This is a genomic window from bacterium, assembly GCA_021372615.1.
In the GTDB taxonomy this organism is placed as follows: Bacteria; Armatimonadota; Zipacnadia; order Zipacnadales; family UBA11051; genus JAJFUB01.
The window spans coordinates 24,981-46,159 of sequence record JAJFUB010000070.1 but is presented as its reverse complement, the minus strand read 5'-3'; the positions used below and the strand labels follow the sequence as shown (position 1 = coordinate 46,159).

The 21,179-nt window shown below is 68.2% G+C and carries 19 protein-coding genes; 9 read left to right on the top strand and 10 right to left on the bottom strand.

Annotation, left to right across the window (positions count from 1 at the left end):
- Nucleotides 1-5 precede the first annotated feature (5 nt).
- The 6 genes from trmD to ffh all read right to left on the bottom strand — a co-directional run bounded on the left by trmD (nucleotide 6) and on the right by ffh (nucleotide 3,948).
- Nucleotides 6-731, bottom strand: coding sequence for a tRNA (guanosine(37)-N1)-methyltransferase TrmD (gene trmD / locus LLH23_10530; GenBank protein MCE5238914.1), 726 nt, complete (start codon nucleotides 729-731; stop codon nucleotides 6-8).
- Nucleotides 721-1,302 (bottom strand): ribosome maturation factor RimM, encoded by a 582-nt coding sequence (gene rimM / locus LLH23_10525; protein ID MCE5238913.1) that lies wholly within the window; start codon nucleotides 1,300-1,302, stop codon nucleotides 721-723. Before rimM ends, trmD begins: the two co-directional genes overlap by 11 nt.
- Nucleotides 1,280-1,765 (bottom strand): YlqD family protein, encoded by a 486-nt coding sequence (locus LLH23_10520; GenBank protein MCE5238912.1) that lies wholly within the window; start codon nucleotides 1,763-1,765, stop codon nucleotides 1,280-1,282. Before LLH23_10520 ends, rimM begins: the two co-directional genes overlap by 23 nt.
- A 112-nt stretch (nucleotides 1,766-1,877) precedes the next feature.
- Nucleotides 1,878-2,108, bottom strand: a complete 231-nt coding sequence (locus LLH23_10515; protein MCE5238911.1) for a KH domain-containing protein — start codon at nucleotides 2,106-2,108, stop codon at nucleotides 1,878-1,880.
- A 93-nt stretch (nucleotides 2,109-2,201) separates the two neighbouring features.
- Entirely contained in the window at nucleotides 2,202-2,492 is a 291-nt protein-coding gene (rpsP, locus tag LLH23_10510; protein ID MCE5238910.1) for a 30S ribosomal protein S16, read from the bottom strand.
- A gap of 121 nt (nucleotides 2,493-2,613) precedes the next feature.
- Complete coding sequence (gene ffh, locus LLH23_10505; protein MCE5238909.1) at nucleotides 2,614-3,948, bottom strand: signal recognition particle protein; 1,335 nt, start codon at nucleotides 3,946-3,948, stop codon at nucleotides 2,614-2,616.
- A gap of 387 nt (nucleotides 3,949-4,335) precedes the next feature.
- Between ffh and LLH23_10500 the strand changes: the two genes are divergently transcribed.
- Nucleotides 4,336-4,944: a DUF1559 domain-containing protein gene (locus LLH23_10500; GenBank protein MCE5238908.1), complete on the top strand. Its 609-nt coding sequence runs from the start codon at nucleotides 4,336-4,338 to the stop codon at nucleotides 4,942-4,944.
- Here LLH23_10500 and LLH23_10495 read toward each other — a convergent pair.
- The 3 genes from LLH23_10495 to LLH23_10485 all read right to left on the bottom strand — a co-directional run bounded on the left by LLH23_10495 (nucleotide 4,941) and on the right by LLH23_10485 (nucleotide 8,409).
- On the bottom strand, nucleotides 4,941-6,512 hold the full coding sequence (locus tag LLH23_10495) for a hypothetical protein (GenBank protein ID MCE5238907.1): 1,572 nt from the start codon (nucleotides 6,510-6,512) through the stop codon (nucleotides 4,941-4,943). The two genes, LLH23_10500 and LLH23_10495, sit on opposite strands and share 4 nt — an antisense overlap.
- 158 nt (nucleotides 6,513-6,670) lie before the next feature.
- Nucleotides 6,671-7,330, bottom strand: coding sequence for a DUF1559 domain-containing protein (locus LLH23_10490; protein ID MCE5238906.1), 660 nt, complete (start codon nucleotides 7,328-7,330; stop codon nucleotides 6,671-6,673).
- Nucleotides 7,331-7,410: 80 nt separating this feature from the next.
- Complete coding sequence (locus LLH23_10485; GenBank protein MCE5238905.1) at nucleotides 7,411-8,409, bottom strand: Gfo/Idh/MocA family oxidoreductase; 999 nt, start codon at nucleotides 8,407-8,409, stop codon at nucleotides 7,411-7,413.
- A 209-nt stretch (nucleotides 8,410-8,618) separates the two neighbouring features.
- Between LLH23_10485 and LLH23_10480 the strand changes: the two genes are divergently transcribed.
- The 8 genes from LLH23_10480 to LLH23_10445 all read left to right on the top strand — a co-directional run bounded on the left by LLH23_10480 (nucleotide 8,619) and on the right by LLH23_10445 (nucleotide 18,702).
- Nucleotides 8,619-9,329 (top strand): hypothetical protein, encoded by a 711-nt coding sequence (locus LLH23_10480; protein MCE5238904.1) that lies wholly within the window; start codon nucleotides 8,619-8,621, stop codon nucleotides 9,327-9,329.
- Nucleotides 9,330-9,429: 100 nt separating this feature from the next.
- A complete protein-coding gene (locus tag LLH23_10475; protein ID MCE5238903.1) occupies nucleotides 9,430-10,071 on the top strand; it encodes a trimeric intracellular cation channel family protein in 642 nt (213 codons plus the stop codon).
- A 72-nt stretch (nucleotides 10,072-10,143) separates the two neighbouring features.
- Entirely contained in the window at nucleotides 10,144-12,162 is a 2,019-nt protein-coding gene (locus LLH23_10470; protein ID MCE5238902.1) for a DUF5693 family protein, read from the top strand.
- Complete coding sequence (gene csaB / locus LLH23_10465; GenBank protein ID MCE5238901.1) at nucleotides 12,159-13,229, top strand: polysaccharide pyruvyl transferase CsaB; 1,071 nt, start codon at nucleotides 12,159-12,161, stop codon at nucleotides 13,227-13,229. The genes LLH23_10470 and csaB overlap by 4 nt, the downstream gene beginning before the upstream one ends.
- Before the next feature lie 70 nt (nucleotides 13,230-13,299).
- The gene (locus LLH23_10460) at nucleotides 13,300-13,575 is read left to right on the top strand and encodes a hypothetical protein (GenBank protein ID MCE5238900.1); all 276 of its coding nucleotides are present in this window, start codon (nucleotides 13,300-13,302) and stop codon (nucleotides 13,573-13,575) included.
- Between the two features lie 24 nt (nucleotides 13,576-13,599).
- Nucleotides 13,600-17,223 (top strand): hypothetical protein, encoded by a 3,624-nt coding sequence (locus LLH23_10455; protein MCE5238899.1) that lies wholly within the window; start codon nucleotides 13,600-13,602, stop codon nucleotides 17,221-17,223.
- A 10-nt stretch (nucleotides 17,224-17,233) separates the two neighbouring features.
- Nucleotides 17,234-17,857: a LysE family translocator gene (locus tag LLH23_10450; protein ID MCE5238898.1), complete on the top strand. Its 624-nt coding sequence runs from the start codon at nucleotides 17,234-17,236 to the stop codon at nucleotides 17,855-17,857.
- Between the two features lie 140 nt (nucleotides 17,858-17,997).
- The gene (locus LLH23_10445; GenBank protein ID MCE5238897.1) at nucleotides 17,998-18,702 is read left to right on the top strand and encodes a PEP-CTERM sorting domain-containing protein; all 705 of its coding nucleotides are present in this window, start codon (nucleotides 17,998-18,000) and stop codon (nucleotides 18,700-18,702) included.
- A gap of 81 nt (nucleotides 18,703-18,783) precedes the next feature.
- Here the strand turns inward: LLH23_10445 and LLH23_10440 are convergent, their stop codons facing one another.
- A complete protein-coding gene (locus LLH23_10440) occupies nucleotides 18,784-21,018 on the bottom strand; it encodes an MFS transporter (protein ID MCE5238896.1) in 2,235 nt (744 codons plus the stop codon).
- Nucleotides 21,019-21,179: the final 161 nt, after the last annotated feature.

The window sequence follows — 21,179 nt, the reverse complement described above, 5'->3', positions numbered from 1 at the left end:
ACACCTCAATCTTCCGCGGCCTGCAGCTCGCGCAACAGCCGCCAGTCTTCTTCGTTCAGTTCAGCGGTCGCCAGCAAGTCCGGTCGCCGCTCCAGTGTGCGTCTCAGCGCCTCACGACGCCGCCAGCGCCGCACCTGCGCATGGTCTCCCCCCGTCAGCACCTCGGGCGCACAAAGCCCACGGTACTCCGGGGGGCGCGTATACTGCGGATACTCCAGCAAGCCGCTGAAACTCTCGTCCAGCGGCGACGCTTCATTGCCCAGCACACCCGGCAACAGCCGGACGACGGCATCGGTCACCACCAGGGCCGGCAACTCCGCGCCGGTGAGGACGAAATCGCCCAGCGAGATCTGCTCATGGGCCAACGTCGCGACCCGCTCGTCCACACCCTCGTAGTGACCGCACAGCAAGACAAGCTGCTCTCGCTGCGACAGCGACCGCGCCACCGTCTGGTCGAACGACCGCCCCTGCGGCGTGAGCAGCACCACATGGGCCCGCTCCGGATCGGCGATGGCCTCCACCGCCTCGAAGAACGGCTCGGGCTTCATGACCATCCCCGGCCCGCCGCCATACGGGGTGTCGTCCACGGTGCGGTGCGCATCGTGGGTGTAGTCCCGCAGGTCATGCGCCCGGGCCTGAATGGTCCCGGCCGCGATGGCCCGGCCAACGATGCTGAACGACAGGGCCTGGCGCACGAAATCCGGGAAGATGGTGATGATGTCAATCCGCATCTTCGGGCTCATCAATCATCCCTGGGAGCGGGTCCACCAGCATCGTTCCCGCCTCCAGGTCAATGTGCTTGATGACCTCGGCGGTCGCCGGCAGCAACCCGGCGGGCGTCTCGTACACGTCATTGGCCCCGGTCTGCAACACGTCGGTCACCGGCCCAAGTTCCCGCCCGTCCACCGTGCGGACCTGCAGGCCCACGATCTGGTGGATGTAGTACCGCCCCTCCGGGAGGGGGGGGAGGTCCTCATCGCGGATGAACAGCTCGGCGCCCTGCAGCTTCTCGGCCGCCGTCCGGTCCTCAATGCCCTCGAAGCGGACCAGCCACAGGCCGTGCCGGGCGGGCTCAGCCCGCTCAACAGTCAGGAACTGCTCGCGCCGCGTGGGGTCGGATGTCCCGGACGACCCACTGGCCGGTCCAGGATGTCCCGGCCCACGCGCCAGTACTTGCTTCAAGGTGCGATGACGGTCCGGTACGTCAGTCAGCGGCAGGACGCGAACGAGGCCGCGCAGGCCATGCGGAGCCAGGACGCGACCGACCTGAACGTCATACTCACTGCTCGCGTGACGGCTCATGGGACGGCGTGACCAGCAGTGGTGTCTCCTCGGCCTCGACGATCTCCTCCGGCCTGCGCTGGCGGATTTCGATGACGATGCCGTCCTTGGTCACAATCTCGGTGCCGCCCAGCAGGACGGAGAGATCGTCGCCCTCGTTGATCTCCACGTAGCTCTCGAGCGTGCCGCGGATGACCTCCTGGCCGTTCTGGAGGACGGCAACCTGGGCCTTGCGCTCCAGCAGTGCGTCGCGCAGTTCGTTCTGCTTCTGCTTCTCGGCCTCGATCTGCTTGCGCACCGCCATGGCGCGCTGCAGGTCGGCCCGCTGCAGGTCCGTGATGTAGGCCTTGGTGGAGAAGTCGAGCTGCTGTACGCGCTGCTCGATCTCATCCGCCGCTCCCTGCAACTCGTCGCTGACCTGCTGCTTGAGTTCGTCGGTGACGATGGCCCGCAGGATCACCGTCCGCTTGACTTGAACGCCCATCATCCGCCTCCAACGAGGGGAGACTGACCCCAACATGACGGGCGCGGCGCGCCCACGGGGGTCTGTCCCCGTCCCTGATGCTCGATTGTGCGCGGCGCGATGAATCGCGCCGCTACGACATGATCTCGATCGTGACCCGGCTGTCGTGCTTGCTGGCCGCGGCCTTGGCGACCGTGCGCAGTGCGTTGGCGATCCGGCCATGGCGGCCGATCACGCGGCCCAGGTCGTTCGGCGCCACTGAGACCTCATAGATCGTGACGCCCTGGCCCTCGATCTGGTTGACGTGCACCTTGGCCGGGTCGTCCACGAGGGACTTGACCATGTACTCAACCAATTCGTTCATATCCGGCCCCAGTCCATGGGTATGGTTGCTCCGCGTGGCCGCCAATGTCACCACGTGGGCGCGCGTGTCCCCACGCGCGCATGGCCACGCTCGCTACTCCGTCTTCGCTGCCTTGCGCGCCTTCTGCGCCTCGGCAAAGGCGGCCATGATGCCCAGCTTCGACAGGATCGAGCGGGCGGTGTCCGAGGGCTGTGCGCCCTGCATCAGCCAGTGGAGCACGCGCTCCTGGTTGACCTGCACCAGCGGGGGGTTGAGGACCGGGCCGTAGACGCCGAGGTCCTCAATCGCGCGGCCGCCGCGCGGGCTGCGCTGGTCGGCCACGACCAGGCGGTAGTACGGCTGCTTCTTGGATCCGGTACGCTTGAGTCGAATGCGAGTCGCCAATTCGGTTGCTCCCTTTCGCCCTGGCAGCCCCGGACACTCCGGGGGATGGCGAGATATGTGAAGGAGGCGCGTTGCGCGCCCCAGTGCGACCGATGTGGCCATGGCGCGATGACGCGCGCCGTTACATCCTGCCGATGCGCATGCCGCCGATGTTGACCGGCTTGCCCGACGACATCGCTTTCATCATCTTCGCCAGCTCGCGGAACTGCTTGAGCAGGATGTTGATGTCCTGCACGCTGGTGCCGCTGCCGGCGGCGATGCGCCGCTTGCGGCTGGCGTTGAGAACATCCGGGTTACGCCGCTCCTGTTTGGTCATCGAGGAGATGATGGCGTCCACGACGTCCATCTCGCGCTCGTCGAAGTCCTCCGGCATCATGTTGCCCATCATCTTCTGGGCGCCGGGGATGAGCTTCATGACCTGGTCGAGCGGCCCCATCTTGCGGACGTTGGCCAGATGCGCGCGGAAGTCCTCCAGGTCGAACTTCGCCGACAGCATCCGCTTCTGGAGCTTGAGCGCCTGCTCGCCGTCAACGGCCTGCTGGGCCTTCTCGATCAGCGTCAGGACATCGCCCATGCCCAGGATGCGCTGGGCCATGCGGTCGGGATGGAAGACCTCGAGCCCGTCGAGCTTCTCGCCCACGCCCACGAACTTGATGGGGACGCCGGTCACGGCCCGCGCCGACAGGGCCGCGCCGCCGCGAGCGTCGCCGTCCAGCTTGGTCAGGACCAGGCCGTCGAGCTTGAGCTTGTCGCCGAACTCCGCCGCGACGTTGATGGCATCCTGCCCGGTCATGGCGTCAATGACCAGCAGCGTCTCGGTCTGGGCGAAGGAGCGCTCGATGTCCTGGACTTCCTGCATCATCTGTTCGTCAATCTGCAGGCGTCCGGCGGTGTCAATGATGACGACGTCAAAGTTGTGGTTCGCCGCGTGCGTCGCGCCGGCCCGGGCAATCTCGACCGGGTTGGCGCCCTCCAGCGTGAAGACGTCGATCTCGGCGCCAGCGCCCACCTGGCGCAACTGCTCGATGGCCGCCGGGCGGTAGATGTCCGCCGCCACGAGCAAGGGGCGGTGTCCCTGCCGCACAAACAACCGGCCGAGTTTCCCCGCGGTGGTCGTCTTGCCACTGCCCTGCAGGCCGGCCATGACCACAACGGTGGGTGGCTTGGACGCCAGCTTGATCGGCACAGCGGCGTCGCCCAGCAGGTGCACCAGCTTCTCGTGCACGATCCCCACGATCTGCTGGGTGGGGTTGAGGCCTGACAGGATCTTCTCGCCCAGGGCCTCGTCCGTCACATCGCGGACGAACTGCTTGACGACCTGGTAGTTGACGTCCGCTTCCAGCAGGGCCATGTTGACTTCTTTGAGCCCGTTGCGGACGTCCTTGGCCGTCAGCTTCCCATGGCTGGAAAGATGCCGAAAGGCGGCCTGTAGCTTATCGGTCAGTGACTCAAACATGTGACAGGCAACATGCACGCAAACACGGCGGTACGGCGCAGGCGCCGCCCGCAGGTTGCTCGGGTGGAGGCTTGCGTGTGCAGTGGATGCGAGCCTCCGCCAAAAGAACGAAGCCGGATCAACACCTGCGATCCGGCCTCCCGTAGCTGCTACGGTCGAAGACGGACTATGAGTATATGGCGGCGACGGGGCTTTGTCAACCGAGGAAGGCGCGTTTGACCCGTGTCTGCGGGGCGTTTCGATCGCCCTAACTCTCGCCTCGGCTGCCCTTCAGATCTGCGGGGATGACGCGGCTCTTGCGGCAGGTACCGGGCAAGTGCGTCACGAAGGTAACACCGACGGCAGGCAGCCCTGCGCCGCGATACCAGACGAAGCGCGAGGTGTACCATGGCACGGCACGGTTTCACCCTGATCGAGCTGTTGGTCGTCATCGCCATCATTGCCATCCTGGCCGCCATTCTCTTCCCGGTGTTCGCCAAGGCGCGGGAGAAGGCGCGCCAGACGGCCTGTCTCTCCAACGTGCGCCAACTGGGCACCGCGGTCATGTCCTACGCCCAGGACTACGACGAGATGATCCCGCCGCACGATGACGGCGATTCGGGCATCACCGACTGGCGCTGGTACACCTTCCAGATGCGCCTGAACCCCTACGTCAAGAACTACCAGATCCTCAAGTGCCCGTCGGACTCAGGCTACACAGCGCCACCGACGGCCTCGGGGCGCTGGTGGAGCTACGGCTTCAACGCAGGGGAGTTGGGGTACTCGGGGCTGGCGCTGGCCCGGGCGGTGGTGCCGGCTGAGACGCTAGTGCTGTTCGATGCGACGGAGGACGACGGCGGCATTGACGGCAACGATGATCGGCCCTACCAGATCCCGACCGACCCCATGTACAACATCCACAACAACGGCCTGAACGCCTGTTTCCTGGATGGCCACGCCAAGTGGTACAAGCCGACGGCGCTGACCTACCGGTACTTCTCGCTGGCGGAAGACTAGCCGCCGGGGAACACTCCATCCCGGGCCCGGTGTATCACCTCGCCTGGCGGCAGGCCCGGTGTCCCGACCGGCGCCCAGACCTCGAAGACCTCGTCCCGGTAGACCCGCCGCCACCCCGTCGGGCCCGGCAGAGCCGCCGCGAGGGGCTGGTCGCGCTGCACGATCGCGGCGGTGGTGCCGTACTCCAGCAGCAGTTGCGGCCACCCCGGAGCAGCGGCATAGATGGCCTTGTCCCGCTCCAGCGCGCCCGGGGGGTACGCCACCTCGTAGCGGCTGTCGAAGGAGACCTTCACCGCCGGGGACAACCGCCAGGAGACGTACGCCGCCCACTCGAAGCACGTCAGCACGTTACCGTGGTACCCGTGTTCCGCGAGGTAGTCCACTGCGCCGACTGGATACACGGGCAGCCACTCACCTACCAGCGGTGTGCCGGGCACACGCAGCCGCCAGGGCTGCTGTCCTGCGGCCAGACCGACGAATAGCACTGCGACGGAACCCCAGACGACGAACTGCATCCGGTCGCGCGGGCTGTAGCTCTCCAGCAGCGCCCTGCCCCCTGGCCGTTGGCGCAGTTCAGCTTCCAGGACAGGCGGCACATAGACGAACCACGCGATGGCGTAGAAGCAGACGAGGCGATATGAGTCCAGCGCCGCGGCGGCCGTCAGGAGCAGGACCAGCAGGCCCTCGAAGCGCCGCCACCCGGTCCGCCAGACGGTCCAGCCCGCCACCAGCAGCGAAGCCACGAAGAGCGCCAGGCGGGCCGGATCGGCTGCCTCCAGCAGCGGCGCCCATTCCGTCACCAGGGGACGCGGCATCGTCGTGGCGCGCCATAGGTAGCTGTAGTAGTGCCACCCCCAGGGGTTGACGGCCATCAGCCCCACCATGGCCGCGCCCATCCCCACCAGATGCCCCACCGGGCGACGACGCAGCCATTGCTCCGCGGTGTGGGCCGCCAGCAGCCCCACGCCGAACGTCACGCCGGCGTGGACGTTCGCCCACAGCACAGTGAGCGGCAGCCACAGCCACACCCAGCGGCGGTCCCCCGTGCGGTCGCGGTCGAGCCACAACAGCAGGAAAGCGGCGCACAGGAACGAGTATTGCTGCGCGCGAACGGTGGCGAAGCCGACGTCGGCCAGCAGTACGGCCACGATGGCCGCGAAGCGCAGCAAACTCATCGTGGCGCCCCGGCGTGTCGCCGCCAGCCAGCACACCCAGCACAGCCCGGCAATCAGGGCCAGGCGCAGGATCAGCACACCGGCCGCGCCCCCCAGACGGCTGGCGGCGTAGGCGATCATGCCCGCGCCCCACTCATGGTGCACGACGACAGGCAGCGTGGGCGTGTACGCGAAGCTATCGTGGGCCGGGACGTGGCCGGTCGTCACGATCTCTCGGGCGAGCGCCATCTCGTGCCAGATATCCACATCGGCCACGGGGAGCGACAGGCGATGCAGGATGACGGCCGAGAGCGCGAGGGCCACCGTCAGGTTGAGCAGGCGGTCGGCGCGCGCCGGGGGGGCGGGAGGGCGCCGAGGCCCAGACCGCTCAGCAGGTTCCATCCCGTCCGGCATGGCTCACGTCCCCAGAGGCAGCGGCGGGCCCGATGCGGACCGGGCCCACCGCTACCGCAATCTCGCGCCGCAGCTTCAGCACCGCCACGCCCTTGGCCGCCGGGCAGCGGAGACCGCCGGCAGTGCGGCGAGCGACCCGGGGCACGTGCCTGGCGGCTCTACAGCAGGTCCCACATGTTGACCGGGCTCTCGGTGGCCATGGGCTGCATCCACTTGCAGTGCCCGTCGCAGAAGGCGAAGTTGGCGCCATCGTTGTGTCGCTTGGCCACCAACCCGCCGCCATAGCAGCCGCTGGTCAGACGCCCGGCACTGTTGCGGTCCGAGTACTTGAAGACCTTGCCGGGGACGCTATCTCCGCCCATACCGGTATCGGGGTCTCCGTGCCAGAGGAGGGAGTCGGCAAACAGCACCGTCTCAGCCGGGCTCTGGATGGTGCCAATCGCCGTCCCCGGGTCCGCGCCAGTCTGGCCGACGAAGCTGATGCCGTAGGCGTGCTTGCCGACGCTCGGGCACATGAAGACCTGGCTGTTCTTGACGTACGGCCATAGCATGCCCGGGTTGCTGTTGGCCTGCCAGTACCAGCGGTACTGCGTCTGGCTGAACGTCGAACTCCAGTACAGGTAGCACTTCACGATCCGCTCGTCATAGTCCTGAGCATACTGCATCGCTGCCAGGCCCAGTTGCTTCAGATTCGACAGGCAGCTGGACTGGCGAGCCTTCTCACGTGCCTTGGCGAACACGGGGAACAGAATCGCGGCCAAGATCGCGATGATGGCAATCACGACCAGCAACTCAATCAGCGTGAATCCCTTCCTCACGGCAACTCACCTCCGGGGCGATACCGCAACTGCGCGTTGCGCGTCTGCGACAGACGCGTGCTCGTCTCCTGCCACGATCTCTACAGCATCACGACCTTGCCCGTCCGGGCGCTCTCCTCGGCCGCCAGGCACGCCTTGACGGCGGCCATACTCTCCTCAGGGGTGATGATCGTCGGCTTGCGGCCGTCAATCACGCAGTTGGAGAAGTACGTCAGCTCATCCACCAGCGCCCCGGTCAGGCGGCCCTGGAACTTCGGCCAGTAGGTGGTGTCCACCGAGTGCCACCCGGTCTTGTCGCAGATCGAGAAGTTCGGGTGAGTCTCGTGCACGTGCACCGAGCCCTCGGTCCCGATGATCTCCATCCGCTCGTCAATCTGCATCGCCGTGGTGTCGGGCAGGAACCACACGTTCTCCAGGACCGCCGTGGCGCCGGAAGCCATGCGGTACATCGTCCAGCCGATGTCCGGGTGGCCCAGGCCGCGCACATCGGTCGTCTGGGCGTAGGCGCTGACGACCTTGTCCCCCGAGTACCACAGCAGGATGTCCGTGTCGTGGACGCCGTCGCCGATGATGGGGCCGATCTTGGGCAGCACGCTCGCGCCGACCCACGCCGGGATGTTGCGGCGGGCGTACATCGAGACGATCTTGCCGATCTTGCCCTCGGCGATGGCGTCCTTGCCAGCAGCATAGCGCGGGTTGAAGCGCACGATGTGGCCGGTCATGAAGGCCTTGTCCGTGGCGTTGGCGGCGGCCACGATGGCCTCGCAGTCCTCCACGGTCGAGGCCATGGGCTTCTCGAGGAACACGTTCTTACCCGCCTGCAGCGCCGCCACGGCCGGGGCCTTGTGCTGGTCCCACAGGGTGGTGACGCTGACGGCCTCCAGTTCCGGGTCGGCCAACATCTCGTTGTAGTCGGTGAAGGCCTTGGTCGCGCCGAACTTGTCCTGGAGCTCCAGCAGGCGTGACTCGGTGCGCGTGCACAGCGAGTAGATCTCGACCTGCGGAATGGTCTCCAGGGCCTCTAGATGCTTCTCCCCGAACCATCCCAGCCCGATGACGCCCATCTTGATCCGTCTCATCTTGCAGTCTCCTTCCCGGCTGATCCGTCTGCGGTTCCGTGCGGGGAGAGCATTCGCGAAGCAGACGCCAATACCTCCCCGCGTAAAGGGGGCGCCGTCCAGATATCAAGGGGAAGAGGAAGGTGTACCGGCATCGTGCGCCGAAGCATCGCACAGAGCATGGGGAGACTCACCGGCGTGGCCGGTGCAACAGTGAAGGAGTGGTTGTGATGTCTAGACAGCTAATGGCGGTACTCGTGGTGGCAGTTGCCCTGGTCGGACTATTGCTCTGTGGGTGTGGCAGCGACGACGGCGATGGGGCCTTCGTGGTGCCTGCGGAGTTTGTTGGCACCTGGGCCGCAGTGGGCTACGACCCCGGCGGGAATCCGAGCGGCGGCGGCGTGTTCAATGTGGATGAAGACGGCAACATCTACCTGCAGGAGTTCGACGGCGCCGCTGTCCTGGGTAAGGTCACCGTTGCGCAATCGGGCACGCTGGTGGGCAGCATTACCAGCGAGAGCGGCTCCTTCCGGATCCAGATGACGGAGGGCAGCACGACCACCACAGTCACCGGCGACCTCGACACCGATGACACCGGCAGCGGCACGTGGCGCGGCGGCGGCGAGAGCGGCCCCGTGGACCTCTGGCGGGCTAACGGAACCGGCACCGCCTACAACCTGAGCATCAACATCGCCGGTGACGCCACCGGCACGGGGAACATCGCGGTGGGCGCCGATGGCGTCGTGTCGGGCACCATCACTGTGGGCGGGACCACCTACGATGTGCACGGGGTCGTGACCGGCGACGGCCAGATCGCCGCCGGCGTGAACGACGAAGACATGTTCGTGCTGATCGAGGGCACCGCTTCCTCCACCAGCGCTTCCGGAACCTGGAAGAACTCGGACGGTAGCGACGGCACGTGGACGGCGACCTTCGGCTAAGCGACACTCGATGACAGCCCGCAGGGGAGCCGGTCACCCGGCTCCCCTGCTGCCTCACCATTGACGCCCGAACAACAGTTCCTCCCCAAAGCAGGCACCTGTGCTCATCCTGACCATCCTCGACTACCTGGGCACCTTCGCCTTCGCCGTGTCCGGCGCCCTGAAGGCGGCGCGGCGCGACATGGACGTCTTCGGGCTGAGCGTCCTGGCCGTCGTGACGGCTATCGGTGGCGGCACCATCCGCGACGTCATGCTCGGCCAGCAGCCCTTCTGGTTCCGCGACGCCAACTACATCCTGCTCTCGCTGGCCGCCGCGCTGCTCGTGTTTGCGCTCTATCGCCTGGTAGCGCGGGGAGAGACGCTGCTGCTGGTGTTTGACGCCGTCGGCCTGGGGGCTTTCACTGTCATCGGCGCGAGCAAGGCCATGGCGGCTGGAATCGGGCCGGCGGGGACGGTGGTGCTGGCGACCCTGACGGGTGTTGGCGGCGGGATCATCCGCGACGTGCTGGCCGCCGACGTGCCCGTCGTGCTGCGCAAGGAAGTCTACGCCTCAGCCTGTATCGTTGGCGCCGCCCTCTTCTGGGGACTGGCGCAGTGGCGTGTGCCCCAGGCCGTCGCCATGCCGGTGGTCATGCTCCTGGTCATCGCCATTCGGCTGGTGTGCCTGCACTACCGGGTGGGACTGCCCCGGGCCGCCGTCGCCGCCCCCCCGGCCTCCGAGGGCGACGACAGCGCCCGGTGACCCCCACGGGCCTGGTTGCCCCCGCCTCGTTTCGACTGCTATAATGCCCCAAACCCCCTAAGGACACCGCAGATGACCCTGTCTCAACGCATCGCCGTCGCCGCTCTTCTCCTGCTTGGCTTGATGGGCGCGCTGTGGAGCGCCAGGAACCGCATGGCCGTTGAGCGCGCCAACAAGACCGTCGCCTTGTGTGTAGATGATGTCGAGGTGCGGCAACTGGCGGCCTTGACGCGGCAGCGGCCGGAGCGTCTGCTGGACCAGGTCAAGCAGGCGGGCATGACCCACGTGGCGGTGAGCGAGCGGACGCTGGGCGAGTTCCTCCAGACGGGACGCCTCTCTGCACCCAACAGACCCCCCGTACCGCCCGGCATGGTCCTGCTCCAGGGGTCATATGACCGGGGCGTCACGACGGCGCTGATGGCGAAGCTCCCGGGCGCCTACGAGGGCGGGGCCTCGGCGCCGCTGGTGCCCGACCGGCCGTACCTCGGCTGGGGGCCCGGCCTCGTCGTGCCGCAGATGGCGCTCACGATGCTCGATCTCGGCGTCGGGTACGACCCCGACACCGTGCAGATGATCCGCGAAGCCGGTCTCCTCATGGTCGCGCGGCCCATGCCCGACTTCCTGCTGACCCCCGAGGCCGTCGAGGGCTCCATGCGACAGGCGCGGGAGCTGAGCGACACCGTGCTCTTCAACGGCGTCTCCGTGGCCGGCGGGGCGGGCCTGGCGAAGCAGACCGCTGAGATCATCGACCGCAACCACCTGGAGTTCGCCTTCGTGGAGCTTGTCCCGCAGGACGGGGCGACCAATCTCGCAGCGGCCCTCAAGTACCAGATCATCCGCACCCACAGCATCAGCCAGGAAGAGATGCTCAAGACGTCGCCCTCGCGGGGGCTGGACCGCTTCACGCTCGGCGTCACCGAGCGCAACATCCGTCTGTGCTACATCCGCCTGATGTTGAGCCCTCAGCCCGACATCGTCGAGGCCAACCTCGCGTACGTGCGCAGCATCCACGACGCCCTGGCGAAGGCCGGCTATCAGTTCGGCGATCCCCAGCCCTTCCGGCCGCTGAGCGTGCCGCGGCCGGCGCTGATGCTCATGGTCCTCGGCGTCGTGGGCGGGGGGCTGTGGCTACTGATGGAAATGCTGCGGCCCCGCGACTGCTGGTTCTGGGGCCTGGGCGCCTTCGGCGCCGTCGCGGGTGTGGGTGCGAGCGTTGCGGCCCGGGGGCTCGCCGAGGCGGCCTTCCCGCTGCTGGCGGCCGCCATCTTCCCGACGCTGGCGATCCTGGTCGTGGCGTCACGGGCCAGGGCTGCAGGGGAGTCGTGGGCTGTCGGCAACACCGACGGGGCCCCACGACCTGCGCCGGCCTGGAAGGCCATCGGCCTCGTCATCCTCACCGCCGCGCTCACGGCGCTGGGCGGGCTGCTGGTGGCCGGGATGCTGAGCTCGTCAGCCTACATGATGCAGATCGGGCAGTTCCGGGGCGTGAAGCTGGCGCAACTGCTGCCGCTGGTGCTGGTGCTGGGCGTGATGGTCGGGAGGACGTACGGTGCCGTGGGAGCGGTCACCGACCGCGACCTGCCTGGATCGGGGTCGGTGACCCCTCCCACGGGCTGGGCCGGACTGCGCAGCGGCCTGGTGAATGCCGGCGAGGCCCTGGTGAAGTACTGGCACGCCATCGCCGTGTTTGTGGTGCTGGGGCTGGTGGCCTTCATGATCATGCGTTCGGGCAATGAGTCAGCCGTCGAGGTGTCCGGTCTGGAACTGAAGCTGCGGGCGGTGCTCGACCAGATTCTGGTCGTGCGCCCGCGCACCAAGGAGATCCTGTTCGGCTTCCCGGCGCTGCTGCTGGGGCTGACGCTGCTGCTCCGGGGGCGGCCACGCACGGCCTGGGTATGGCTCACGTTCGGGACCATCGGGTTGATCTCACTGACGAACACCTTCTGCCATCTGCACACACCGCTGTCCATCTCCCTGCTGCGGGTCATCAACGGAATCTGGGTCGGTCTTCTGGTAGGAATCGTGTGGTTGGCGGCGAAATGGGTAGGCGAGCGGCTGCTACGTGCAATCTGGTGGACGGAGCGCGTATGAGGATACTCCTGTCAGGCTACTACGGCTTCCGGAATACCGGCGATGAGGCGGTGCTGGCCGGGATCATCGAGGGCCTACGCCGCCGCTTGCCGGAGGTGGAGTTGTGTGTCCTGTCGGCTGATCCGCCGGCTACGAGCGCTGAGTACGGTGTGGATGCCGCAGACCGGTGGCGCACGCCGGTGATCTGGTCCGAGTTGCGCCGGGCGGACTTCCTCATCCAGGGCGGGGGCAGCCTGCTGCAGGACGTGACGAGCCCCCAGTCGCCCATCTACTACCTGGGCGTGCTGCACATGGCGCGCCTGGCACGCACCCCGTACATGATCTTCGCGCAGGGCATCGGGCCGCTGCGGAGCGCCTTTCTGCGCGGTGTGACGGTGCGCAATCTGCGTCGGGCGCGGGCCGTCACCGTGCGCGATGACGAGTCGGCACGGATGCTGCGCGAGTGGGGTCTGTCGCGGCCCGAGGTCCAGGTGACCGCGGATCCCGGGCTGCTGGTTGCGCCCTCGGATGAGGAGCGGCGTGAGGAGCTTCTGCGGCAGCTTGACCTGTCGCCCGACCAGCCCTACATGGTCATCGCCCTGCGCGAATGGCCGGGCCTGCAGGCTCTCCTGCCGCATCTGGTGGAGCTACTACGCCGCCGCGACGAAGCCCTGCTGGTGCTGCCCTTCCAGTTCGAGCGCGATCTGCCGCTGGCCCTGGACCTGTCGCGCATGCTGCCCAACCGGGTGCACCTGCCGCGCGACCTGCTCAGTCCCGCGGACTCCGTGGCGGTCATCAAAGGCGCGCGCGCCGTCATCGGCATGCGCCTGCACGCCATGATCTTCGCCGCTGCCGTGCAGACCCCGGCGGTGGCGATCTCGTACGACCCGAAAGTGGACGTATTTGCCCGCCGCGGCGGTCTGCCGGTGCTGCACCTGGATGAGGTGACGCCCGAGCGCCTGGAGCACTGCCTCGCGGACTCGCTGGCCGCCCGCGACCGCGACCAGGGGGGAAGCCGTCTCGACGACCTGAAGGCCGCCGCCGAGCGCAGCTTCGACGTACTCCTGGAGGCGCTGCCCAAGCGTTAGGGGGCTGGCAACACCGCACGACTATCTGTACCGCTCCACTCTCTCTACTGCACCTCACGGAGATGAACCCATGGCCATTCGCGCCCGTCTGCTGACCAAGATTGAGCTGCCGGCAACGGTGGAGATCGAGATTGATGACACCATCCGCGGCGAGAAGGTAACACGGACGGTGGACTTCCGCGCCTGCCTGCACGAGCTCGCCCAGATCGGCACCGTAGACCTGCACGAGACCGACCCGGCGGAGTTGGTGACCCTGGCCACGGCGCTCGCCAAGCACCGGGCCATTGACGAGTACCTGCTGAGCATCGGCGTCAACCCCCACGAGCATCTCCGCGACACCAGCTAGCCCCTTCCCCCCTGGAGGCTTCCCATGCGTCGCCTGTGGCCGCTCTGGTTCGTCTGCGCGCTCTCCGCGTGCCGGGCCGACGTCTCTGGCTTGATCTTCTACACCGGCTTTGAGGACGGGTACAGCGGGCAGTGCGGGCGGGGCTGGCGACTGGAACTCCCCGAACGACCGCGCGTGCCGGGGCGGTTCCTGCGCGCCTACCGGATGGAGCCCGCCCGCGCGAACCTGCTGACCGCCAACCAGGCCTCCGTGGACACCGGCCTCGACGGCTTCGTGGCAGGTCCGAACGTGCGACTCACGACGTTGCCTCCGAAGTCCGCGAAGCAGGGCAGCGCCCTGCAGGCCGCCGCTCCGGCCCCGGGCGTGCTGTGGACGCTGTCGCCCCGCGACCTCCAGGCCCAGAACCCCCACCGCCCCACGATGACGTTTGTACTCTCCGCGTACCTGCGCGCCGACAAGCCCGGCGCGAAGGTACGGCTGACGCTGCGGGACGAGTTGGAGGGTGGTAACTGGCGCGAGACGATCGAGGCCGCGAACAAGACCGCGCTGGAGAAGGATCCCAAGGCCAAGGTCACGCCACCCTTCGCCACTGTGACGCAGCCGGGGGAACTGGTCCTGAGCGGCCAGTGGCAGCGCGTCATGGCGCTGCTGGAGCTGGACAACCGGCGCAAGGCGCAGAAGCTGGTGGGCGGGCTGGAGCTGCTGGAGGGGGCGCCGGCGGCCGTGCTGGCGGACAGCCTGCAGCTCGAGCAGGTCGCGGTCTACCCGACCTCCAACACCGCGCCCACGACTTGGCTCCCGGGCGGGGAGCGCCTCCCGGCAGGATGGCTGGACTTCGCAGCGGATCGCTGCGACTTCGAGGGCCGCACCGGTACCGTCGCCTGCTGGGTGCGGCCGCTGCCTGACGAGTGCGGCGGCATGCGCCCCGTCGGTCCGGCGCTGGCCCTCGGCACCGGCTGGTTCGCGCCGGTGTGGACGGTCGGCGGAGGCATGTGGTACGCGTGCAACGGGTGGGCCAGCCGCTTCCAGAAGGGGCGCATGAGCGTCGGCGACCTGGACAAGCGGCTGCTGGAGCCCGGCGCGCACGACGGCTGGCACCACCTGGCCCTGGCCTGGGACGAGCAGGAGGCCGTCGCCTACTGCGACGGCGTGCGCCTGGGGCGCTGCAGCGTGGAGTATGGCAGACCGGCCTATGGCACGACCATCCGCCTGGGGGGCAGCTTCCTGGAGCGAGCCCCCATGTCCGGCGATCTCGACGAAGTGTGCCTGTTTGCCCGCCGGTTCAGCGACGCGGAGGTGGCCCAGTTAGCCCAGCGCGACAAGCCCCTGTCCGACGAGCTGCCCCCGCCCGCCCTGCACCTGCGGCAGCCGGCACGGCTGACCTTCCTTCGCTCCGAAGCCGAGGCCGTGCTGCCCCTGGCCCCCAAGCTTGCCGACCGGACGGTCAGCATCAGCGCCGCCGCCCCGGCCTTCGGGGCCAAAGCGACCGGCCAGGCCTCGGCCGCCAAGCCCCTGCTGCTGAAGTTCAAGCCCTGGCTCATGCCACCGGGGAGGTACCCGTTCAGGGTCGAGGTCAGCGGGGGAGACGCCCGGTGTGTGGTCGAGGACGAGATCGAGGTCTTCGAGGAGCCGCAGGGACGGTTCATCATCTACGGTTGGGGTGGGACCGACGATCTGGAGAAGATCGGCCTGAACGCGGCAGTGGTCGGCGGGGCCGGGGCCCAGCGCGAGCTGCTCGAGCGCGGTCTGTGGGCCAACTCGCGTATTGACATCCGCGAGGCCGTGCCGCATCCGTGGTCACCGTGGAACCGCGGCCGCAGCGAGAGCATCGCCCGGGCCACGGCCCGCGCCACGATGGCGAACCCCAACGTGTGGTCCTGCCTGGTCAACTCGGAGATGGGCGATCCGCCCTTCCCCAAGCCTGAGGACGAGCCGTGGTTCTACGCCTGGATGAAGCAGGAGACGGGCCTGTCGGCGATCCCACCGGAGATCGGGCGGAGCCCGGTCCATGCCGCACCCCCCAAGGAGGGCGGCTTCCCGGCGGTGCTCAGCGACGACGTCCCCGCCTACAAGTTCCTGCACTGGTGGGGCGAGCGGGGGATGGGCTGGTGGCTGTTCAACAACCAACTGGCGCGCTGGATGAAGCAGGAGGGGCTGCAGGTCGTCTACTACTCCGACCAGCCCCAGGCCGTGAGCCAGTTCGCCGACATGGATATGATCGACTATTGGGGCTACCCCAAGGTCCCCGAGGGCCTCGTGGCGCGCTTCAGCCACACGGCCAACATGGCCAAGCTACTGGGCAAGCGCTTCGAGGCCATGCCGGGGACGGTCTACTGGGACGATGGCAACGGCCTGTGGGTGGATGACGGCAGCGGCAAGCGCAAGGTGCTGTGCCTCAGCCCCGACTGCCTGCGGGAGAGCCTGTGGCTGTCGGTGGCCTGCCCGTCCGACAGCGTGGGCATCTACGGCCTCGGCGAGCGCAAGACCGAAGTCTATGACCCGGCCTGCGACCAAGTGATGGCCGAGACGTACGGACTGATCGAGCCCATCGGCACGCTCGTCGGCGGCCTGCCGCTCGAACAACCGGCCGTGGCGATGCTGGAGACCGAGGGGCTGGACTTCACGCAGCCGGGCATCACCGACAACTGGATACGCCACTGGGTCAGCCGCAACACCGGGCGCATCCTGGCCCGCGCGCGGCTGCCCTTTGACTGGATCACCGACGCCCACGCCGAGGCGGGGTGGCTGAGCCGCTACCGGGCCGTCGTGGTGCCGGGGGCGTACTGCCTGCCCGAGAAGACCTACAAGGCCCTGGTGGCCTACGCCAGGCAGGGCGGCAAGGTCATCGCCGACCAGGCGCTGCGGGCCGACATCCCGGGCGTCCAGCGCGTCGCCATCGCCACTCAGGCCGACCCGCAGGAGACGCAGGAACGCGAATGGGGCGGCTGGGCCCGGCAGATGCGCGGCAGCGTCCCCCGGTTCGCGCAGGTCGAGCCGCAGGACCAGGTCTTCACCTACACCCGCGAATGCGGCGCGGCCCGCTTCCTGTTCGTCATCAACGACCACCGCGAGCCGGGACCACAGCAGGAGCGCTTCAAGATCACGCAGATGCCGGCCGACGGCGGCGGCCCGCTGCGCGACCGGGGGCTGCCGCAGGACGTGACAGTCACGGTGCCGGCGGGGGTGGCGGTGTATGATGTGCTGAAGCATGAGGCGATTCGCGCGCGTGAGGACACGCGCGCCCACGCGACCGGTGGCGGGCAGGCGACGGATGGCGGCAAGCAGCAGTTCACGCTGCAACTCGCGCCGGGTGCGGCGGCGGTGATCGCGCTCTTGCCCCAGCCCATCGCGCGGGTGGCTGTGGAACTGCCGGCCACGCTCAAGCCGGGGACCGAGAGCCCGCTCAAGGTACGGGTGCTGGACAAGTCTGGCAAGCCAGTGGCCGGGCGGCAGCTCGTGGAAGTGACGGTGACCTCGCCGGAGGGCGAGTGGAAGGGCGTCCAGCGCTACACGCGGGTCGAAAGCGGCGTGCTGGACCTGCCGCTGCGACTGCCGCTGACGGCCGCGCCGGGCGCCTGGCGCGTCGAAGTGCGGGAGTGGGTGTCAGGGATGACGGTGCAGAAGACAGCGCAGGTGGCCGCGCCGTGAGAGAGCCGACGTGCTCGACCTGACCCGGCTGCCGCTGTTCGTGGCCGCCTCCGTGATCCTGATTGCGACGCCGGGGCCGGCCGTGCTCTACATCGTGACCCGCAGCCTCAGCCAGGGACGCCGTGCCGGCCTGGCCTCGGTCGCCGGGATTGAGACGGGGAACCTCTGCCAGGCCGTCGCCAGCGCCCTCGGCCTGTCGGCGCTGGTGCTGTCCTCGCCGGTGGCGTTCGCGGTCGTGCGCTACGCGGGCGCGGCGTATCTGGTCTACCTGGGGGTGCGGCGGGTCCTGGCGAGCGGAGCAGCGGACGCCGCTGCGGCCGCCCCGCAGGACTTCGGCCGCACGTACACCTCCGGCCTCGTCGTGGCGCTGCTGAACCCCAAGCCCGCGCTGTTCTTCATCGCGTTCCTGCCGCAGTTCGCCGATCCGACACGGGGGAGCATGCCCCTGCAACTGCTGACCTTGGGTGTCCTCTTCGTGGCGATGGCCACCGTGGGGGACGGCCTGTGGGCGCTGCTGGCGGGCACGGTCAGGCACAGCGTGAACGGGGCCAGCCGTTGGGCGTGGGTCAGCCGCTATGCCGCGGCGTTCGTGTATATCGGCCTCGGGGTGTTCGCGGCGCTGAGTCGGGGCTAGGGCACGTCGCAGCGCGGCCTCTGTGGAGGTATTGACAACTGCAGCGCATGGGGGTAGGCTATCGTTCATAGTCCGAATGCCAGTGGGCTGGCTACCTGGCCTAGAGGCATCACCACTTGCGCTACAGGAAGGGACCTCCCATGGTGCGGTCTGCTCTGGCGCTCTCAGTGGTCGTGCTGGTTGCGGGGTGGGCGCACGCGGAAGTCATCACCATCGACGGGTCGGACGCCGACTGGGGCAGCCCGGACTGGTCCGCAACTGACCCGGTAGACCTGGACAGTGCCGACGCGGCCTACGACATCATCTGGATCGGTCACGAGGCCGACACCGACCAGAACCGCATCTGCTTCTCGTACTACACGGCGGGGACGGTGCCGTCGCCCGGTGCGGGCATCTACACCCGCATGTTGCTTGATGTGGACATGAACGCCTCCACCGGGGGTATCGGCAACCGCTGGAGCGGCGTCGACTACTTCATCCAGTGGGACTACGATAACTCGAGCGCGCCGACAGCCTACGTGTGGAACCCGGTCACGAGCAACTTCGATCTGGACAACCCCACCTACATCGCCGCCATGAAGGGCGACGGCACGGCCGGGCACCCGGACAACTTCGTCGAGTTCGCGCTGTCGGTGAGCGACACGATCGGCAACGAGAACGGGGTCAACTACTTCCGGATGGTGAGTGCATTGGCGGGTGACAGGGGGGTAGTGGACGTAGCTCCGGACCTGTCGGGCTACCCGGGGGAGGAGTTCTCGCCGGAGCCGACGACGCTGGTTCTACTGCCCGTGGGCCTGGCGGTGTTCGCAGCCTGGCGTCGGCGGCGAGCCGCAACCGAGGGCTGACCCCCTCCGTATGAGCCGTCCAAGAAACTGCCCGCCTGACGGTGGGCAGTTGTGGTTTGTGCGGCCGGCATGCCCCCGCGGCTAGCCCGCCACATTGCGGCTGAGCGACGTCAGGCAGATGACCAGGAAGACCACCAGCTCGCGTTCGGAGTGGGGCGGGCGCTCCTGGTCCAGGTAGAGCCGGATGGCCAGGGCCGCGTGGCGCGCCACCTCGGGCGCTTCCGCCATGCCCTCCACGAGCGTGGCCACGCGGCGGGCCGCGTCCGCGAAGTCCCCCAGCCGATCCTGGTCCAGCGCGTGCTCCAGCTCGGCTCCCAGTTCCCGGAGTGCCGCACGCTGCTCCCGATCGGCCCGCCGCACCCGCGACAGCAGGCGGCGGATGCGGGCCATCATCTTCTCTCTCATGCGGCCCTCGGCCAGGTCGTCCGCCGTCGCCAGCCGATAGAAGTGGTTCTTCTCGCCGATGATGCGGCAGATGCCGTCAATGACGTGCATCCGCACCACGGGCGCTGTAAGCCGAGCCAGCCCCTCCAGGGCCGGCGCCACGCCGCGGAGGTCCTCACCGCGGGCGACGGCTTCGACGAGGGTGGGGAAGAGGGTGCGGTCAGGCTGCTCGCACAGGGCCTCCAGCAGGGCCTCCCGGGCCTCGGGGGTGCCAAGCTGGCTCAGGCCGGTGGCGGCGCTCTGCCGGACCCGCGGGTCGTCGTCGTGCAGGGCCGTGAACAGGTGCTGCTGGGCGCCGCCGATCTGCCCCAGCGCCATGGCCGCCTCGGCGCGCACGTCGGACTCTTTGTCCTGCAACTCCTGCACCAGCGGCTCGACGCCCTCGGCGAAGCGACCCTCGCCCAGGCCCCGGATGGCGCCCTTGCGCACCTGCGGGCTGACATGGTCCAGGCCGCGCACCAGGCGGTCCACCACCAGCGGCGATCCGGCCCGGCCCAGCCGCCGCAGCGCGTCCGCCCGGGTCTCGTCCTTGCGCGCCACGGCATACAGGCCGTAGCTGAAGGCCATGTAGAGCAGGTTGCCGCGGAACTGGCCGAGCAGGTAGCGCGGCGACGTGGCCTCACCCTCGACGAGCACGGCACTCAGGATGATCGCCACGACGTGAGCGGCGGCGGCCACCAGGAAGATCACCTGCAACTCCGAGAAGCCCATCCCCCCGAGGGTGACCGTGGTCGGCAGGGCGCTTTTGAGCAGGCCGCCCACGAAAGGCCCCAGGGCCGCTCCCACCGCCAGCGCCGCCGCCCAGGCCCCGAAGTACACGCTGTTGCCCTCGCCGCGCGGGAGCACCTTGTACAGCAGGTTGCTGGCCGACACGCCCAACCCCGACACCGCGAACCCGTTGATGAGGCAGGCCACCGGCAGGATCCACGCATACGTCTCCGGCGTGGCGAAGGCCCACATCAGCGGCACGGCCGCCGCGGGCACGATGAGCAACTGCGTCAGCGGCTTGGAGCCGTAGCGTTGGGCGATGCTACCCGCGGCCAGGTAGCCGACCATCATCAGCGCCAGCGTGATGTTGGTGTAGATGGCGATGACGCCGTACGAGAGCTGCAGGCGGTTGATCATGTAGACGCCGTAGAAGGCGCCGGCCATCGAACCCGCGGCGGTCCAGCAGGTGAAGTAGGCCGTCAGCAGGAGGAACGGGTGGTTGCGCAACGGCAGGCGCAGGCTGCGCCAGGGGTTCTCCGGCGGCTCCTCATCGGCGGCCGGGTACGCCGTGGCCAGCAGGAGCAGGTAGCCCAGGATGCCGGCGATCCAGCCGATGACGAACATGACGGCGAACGCGGCGTAGGTCTTGTGCTGCCAGTCGAGCCATGTGCTGGCCAGGAAGATATACACCATCGTGGTGATGCTGATGATGAACATTCGCCCGCCGATGTACCGTCCCCGCACCTCATCAGGCAGCACATTGCTCAGCCACGAGTTGAAGGGTGGGCTGTTGGTGTGGCCGATGGCATAGGCGACGACGAGCAGCACGGCCATGCACGCAAAGCGCAGATGAGGCGCGATCAGGCCGACGAAGATGACAGCACTGGCCGAGGTGATCTCGACGATGCCCAGGCCGACCATCAGCCGGCGCCGGCGGGCGAGGGCGCGGCTGGCGGCGAAAGCGAACAGCTCCCACAGGCCCACGAGCGCCGAGAGGCTGACCAGGAAGGCGACCTGGGCTTCAGTGATCCCGATGCTCAGCGCGTAGCCGGAAAAGAGGGCCGCCGCGGGCGTGGCGTTCGGGCCATAGATGGACCAGAGCGCTCCGCACAGCGTGAAGTGGCGGAGGGCGTGGGCCGTGCGTTGGGTGGAGAGCGTGGACATCCTACCGCCTCGGGGAGATGCGCAAGACCGGTATAGCAACAGCGGTCAGCTTCGTCAAGGTGATTGGGGATTGGGGATTGGGGATTGGGGATTGGGCATTAGGCATTAGGCATTGGGCATTGGGGACGGCAGAGGTTCTGTGCGCGGAAGCCACGACGTTG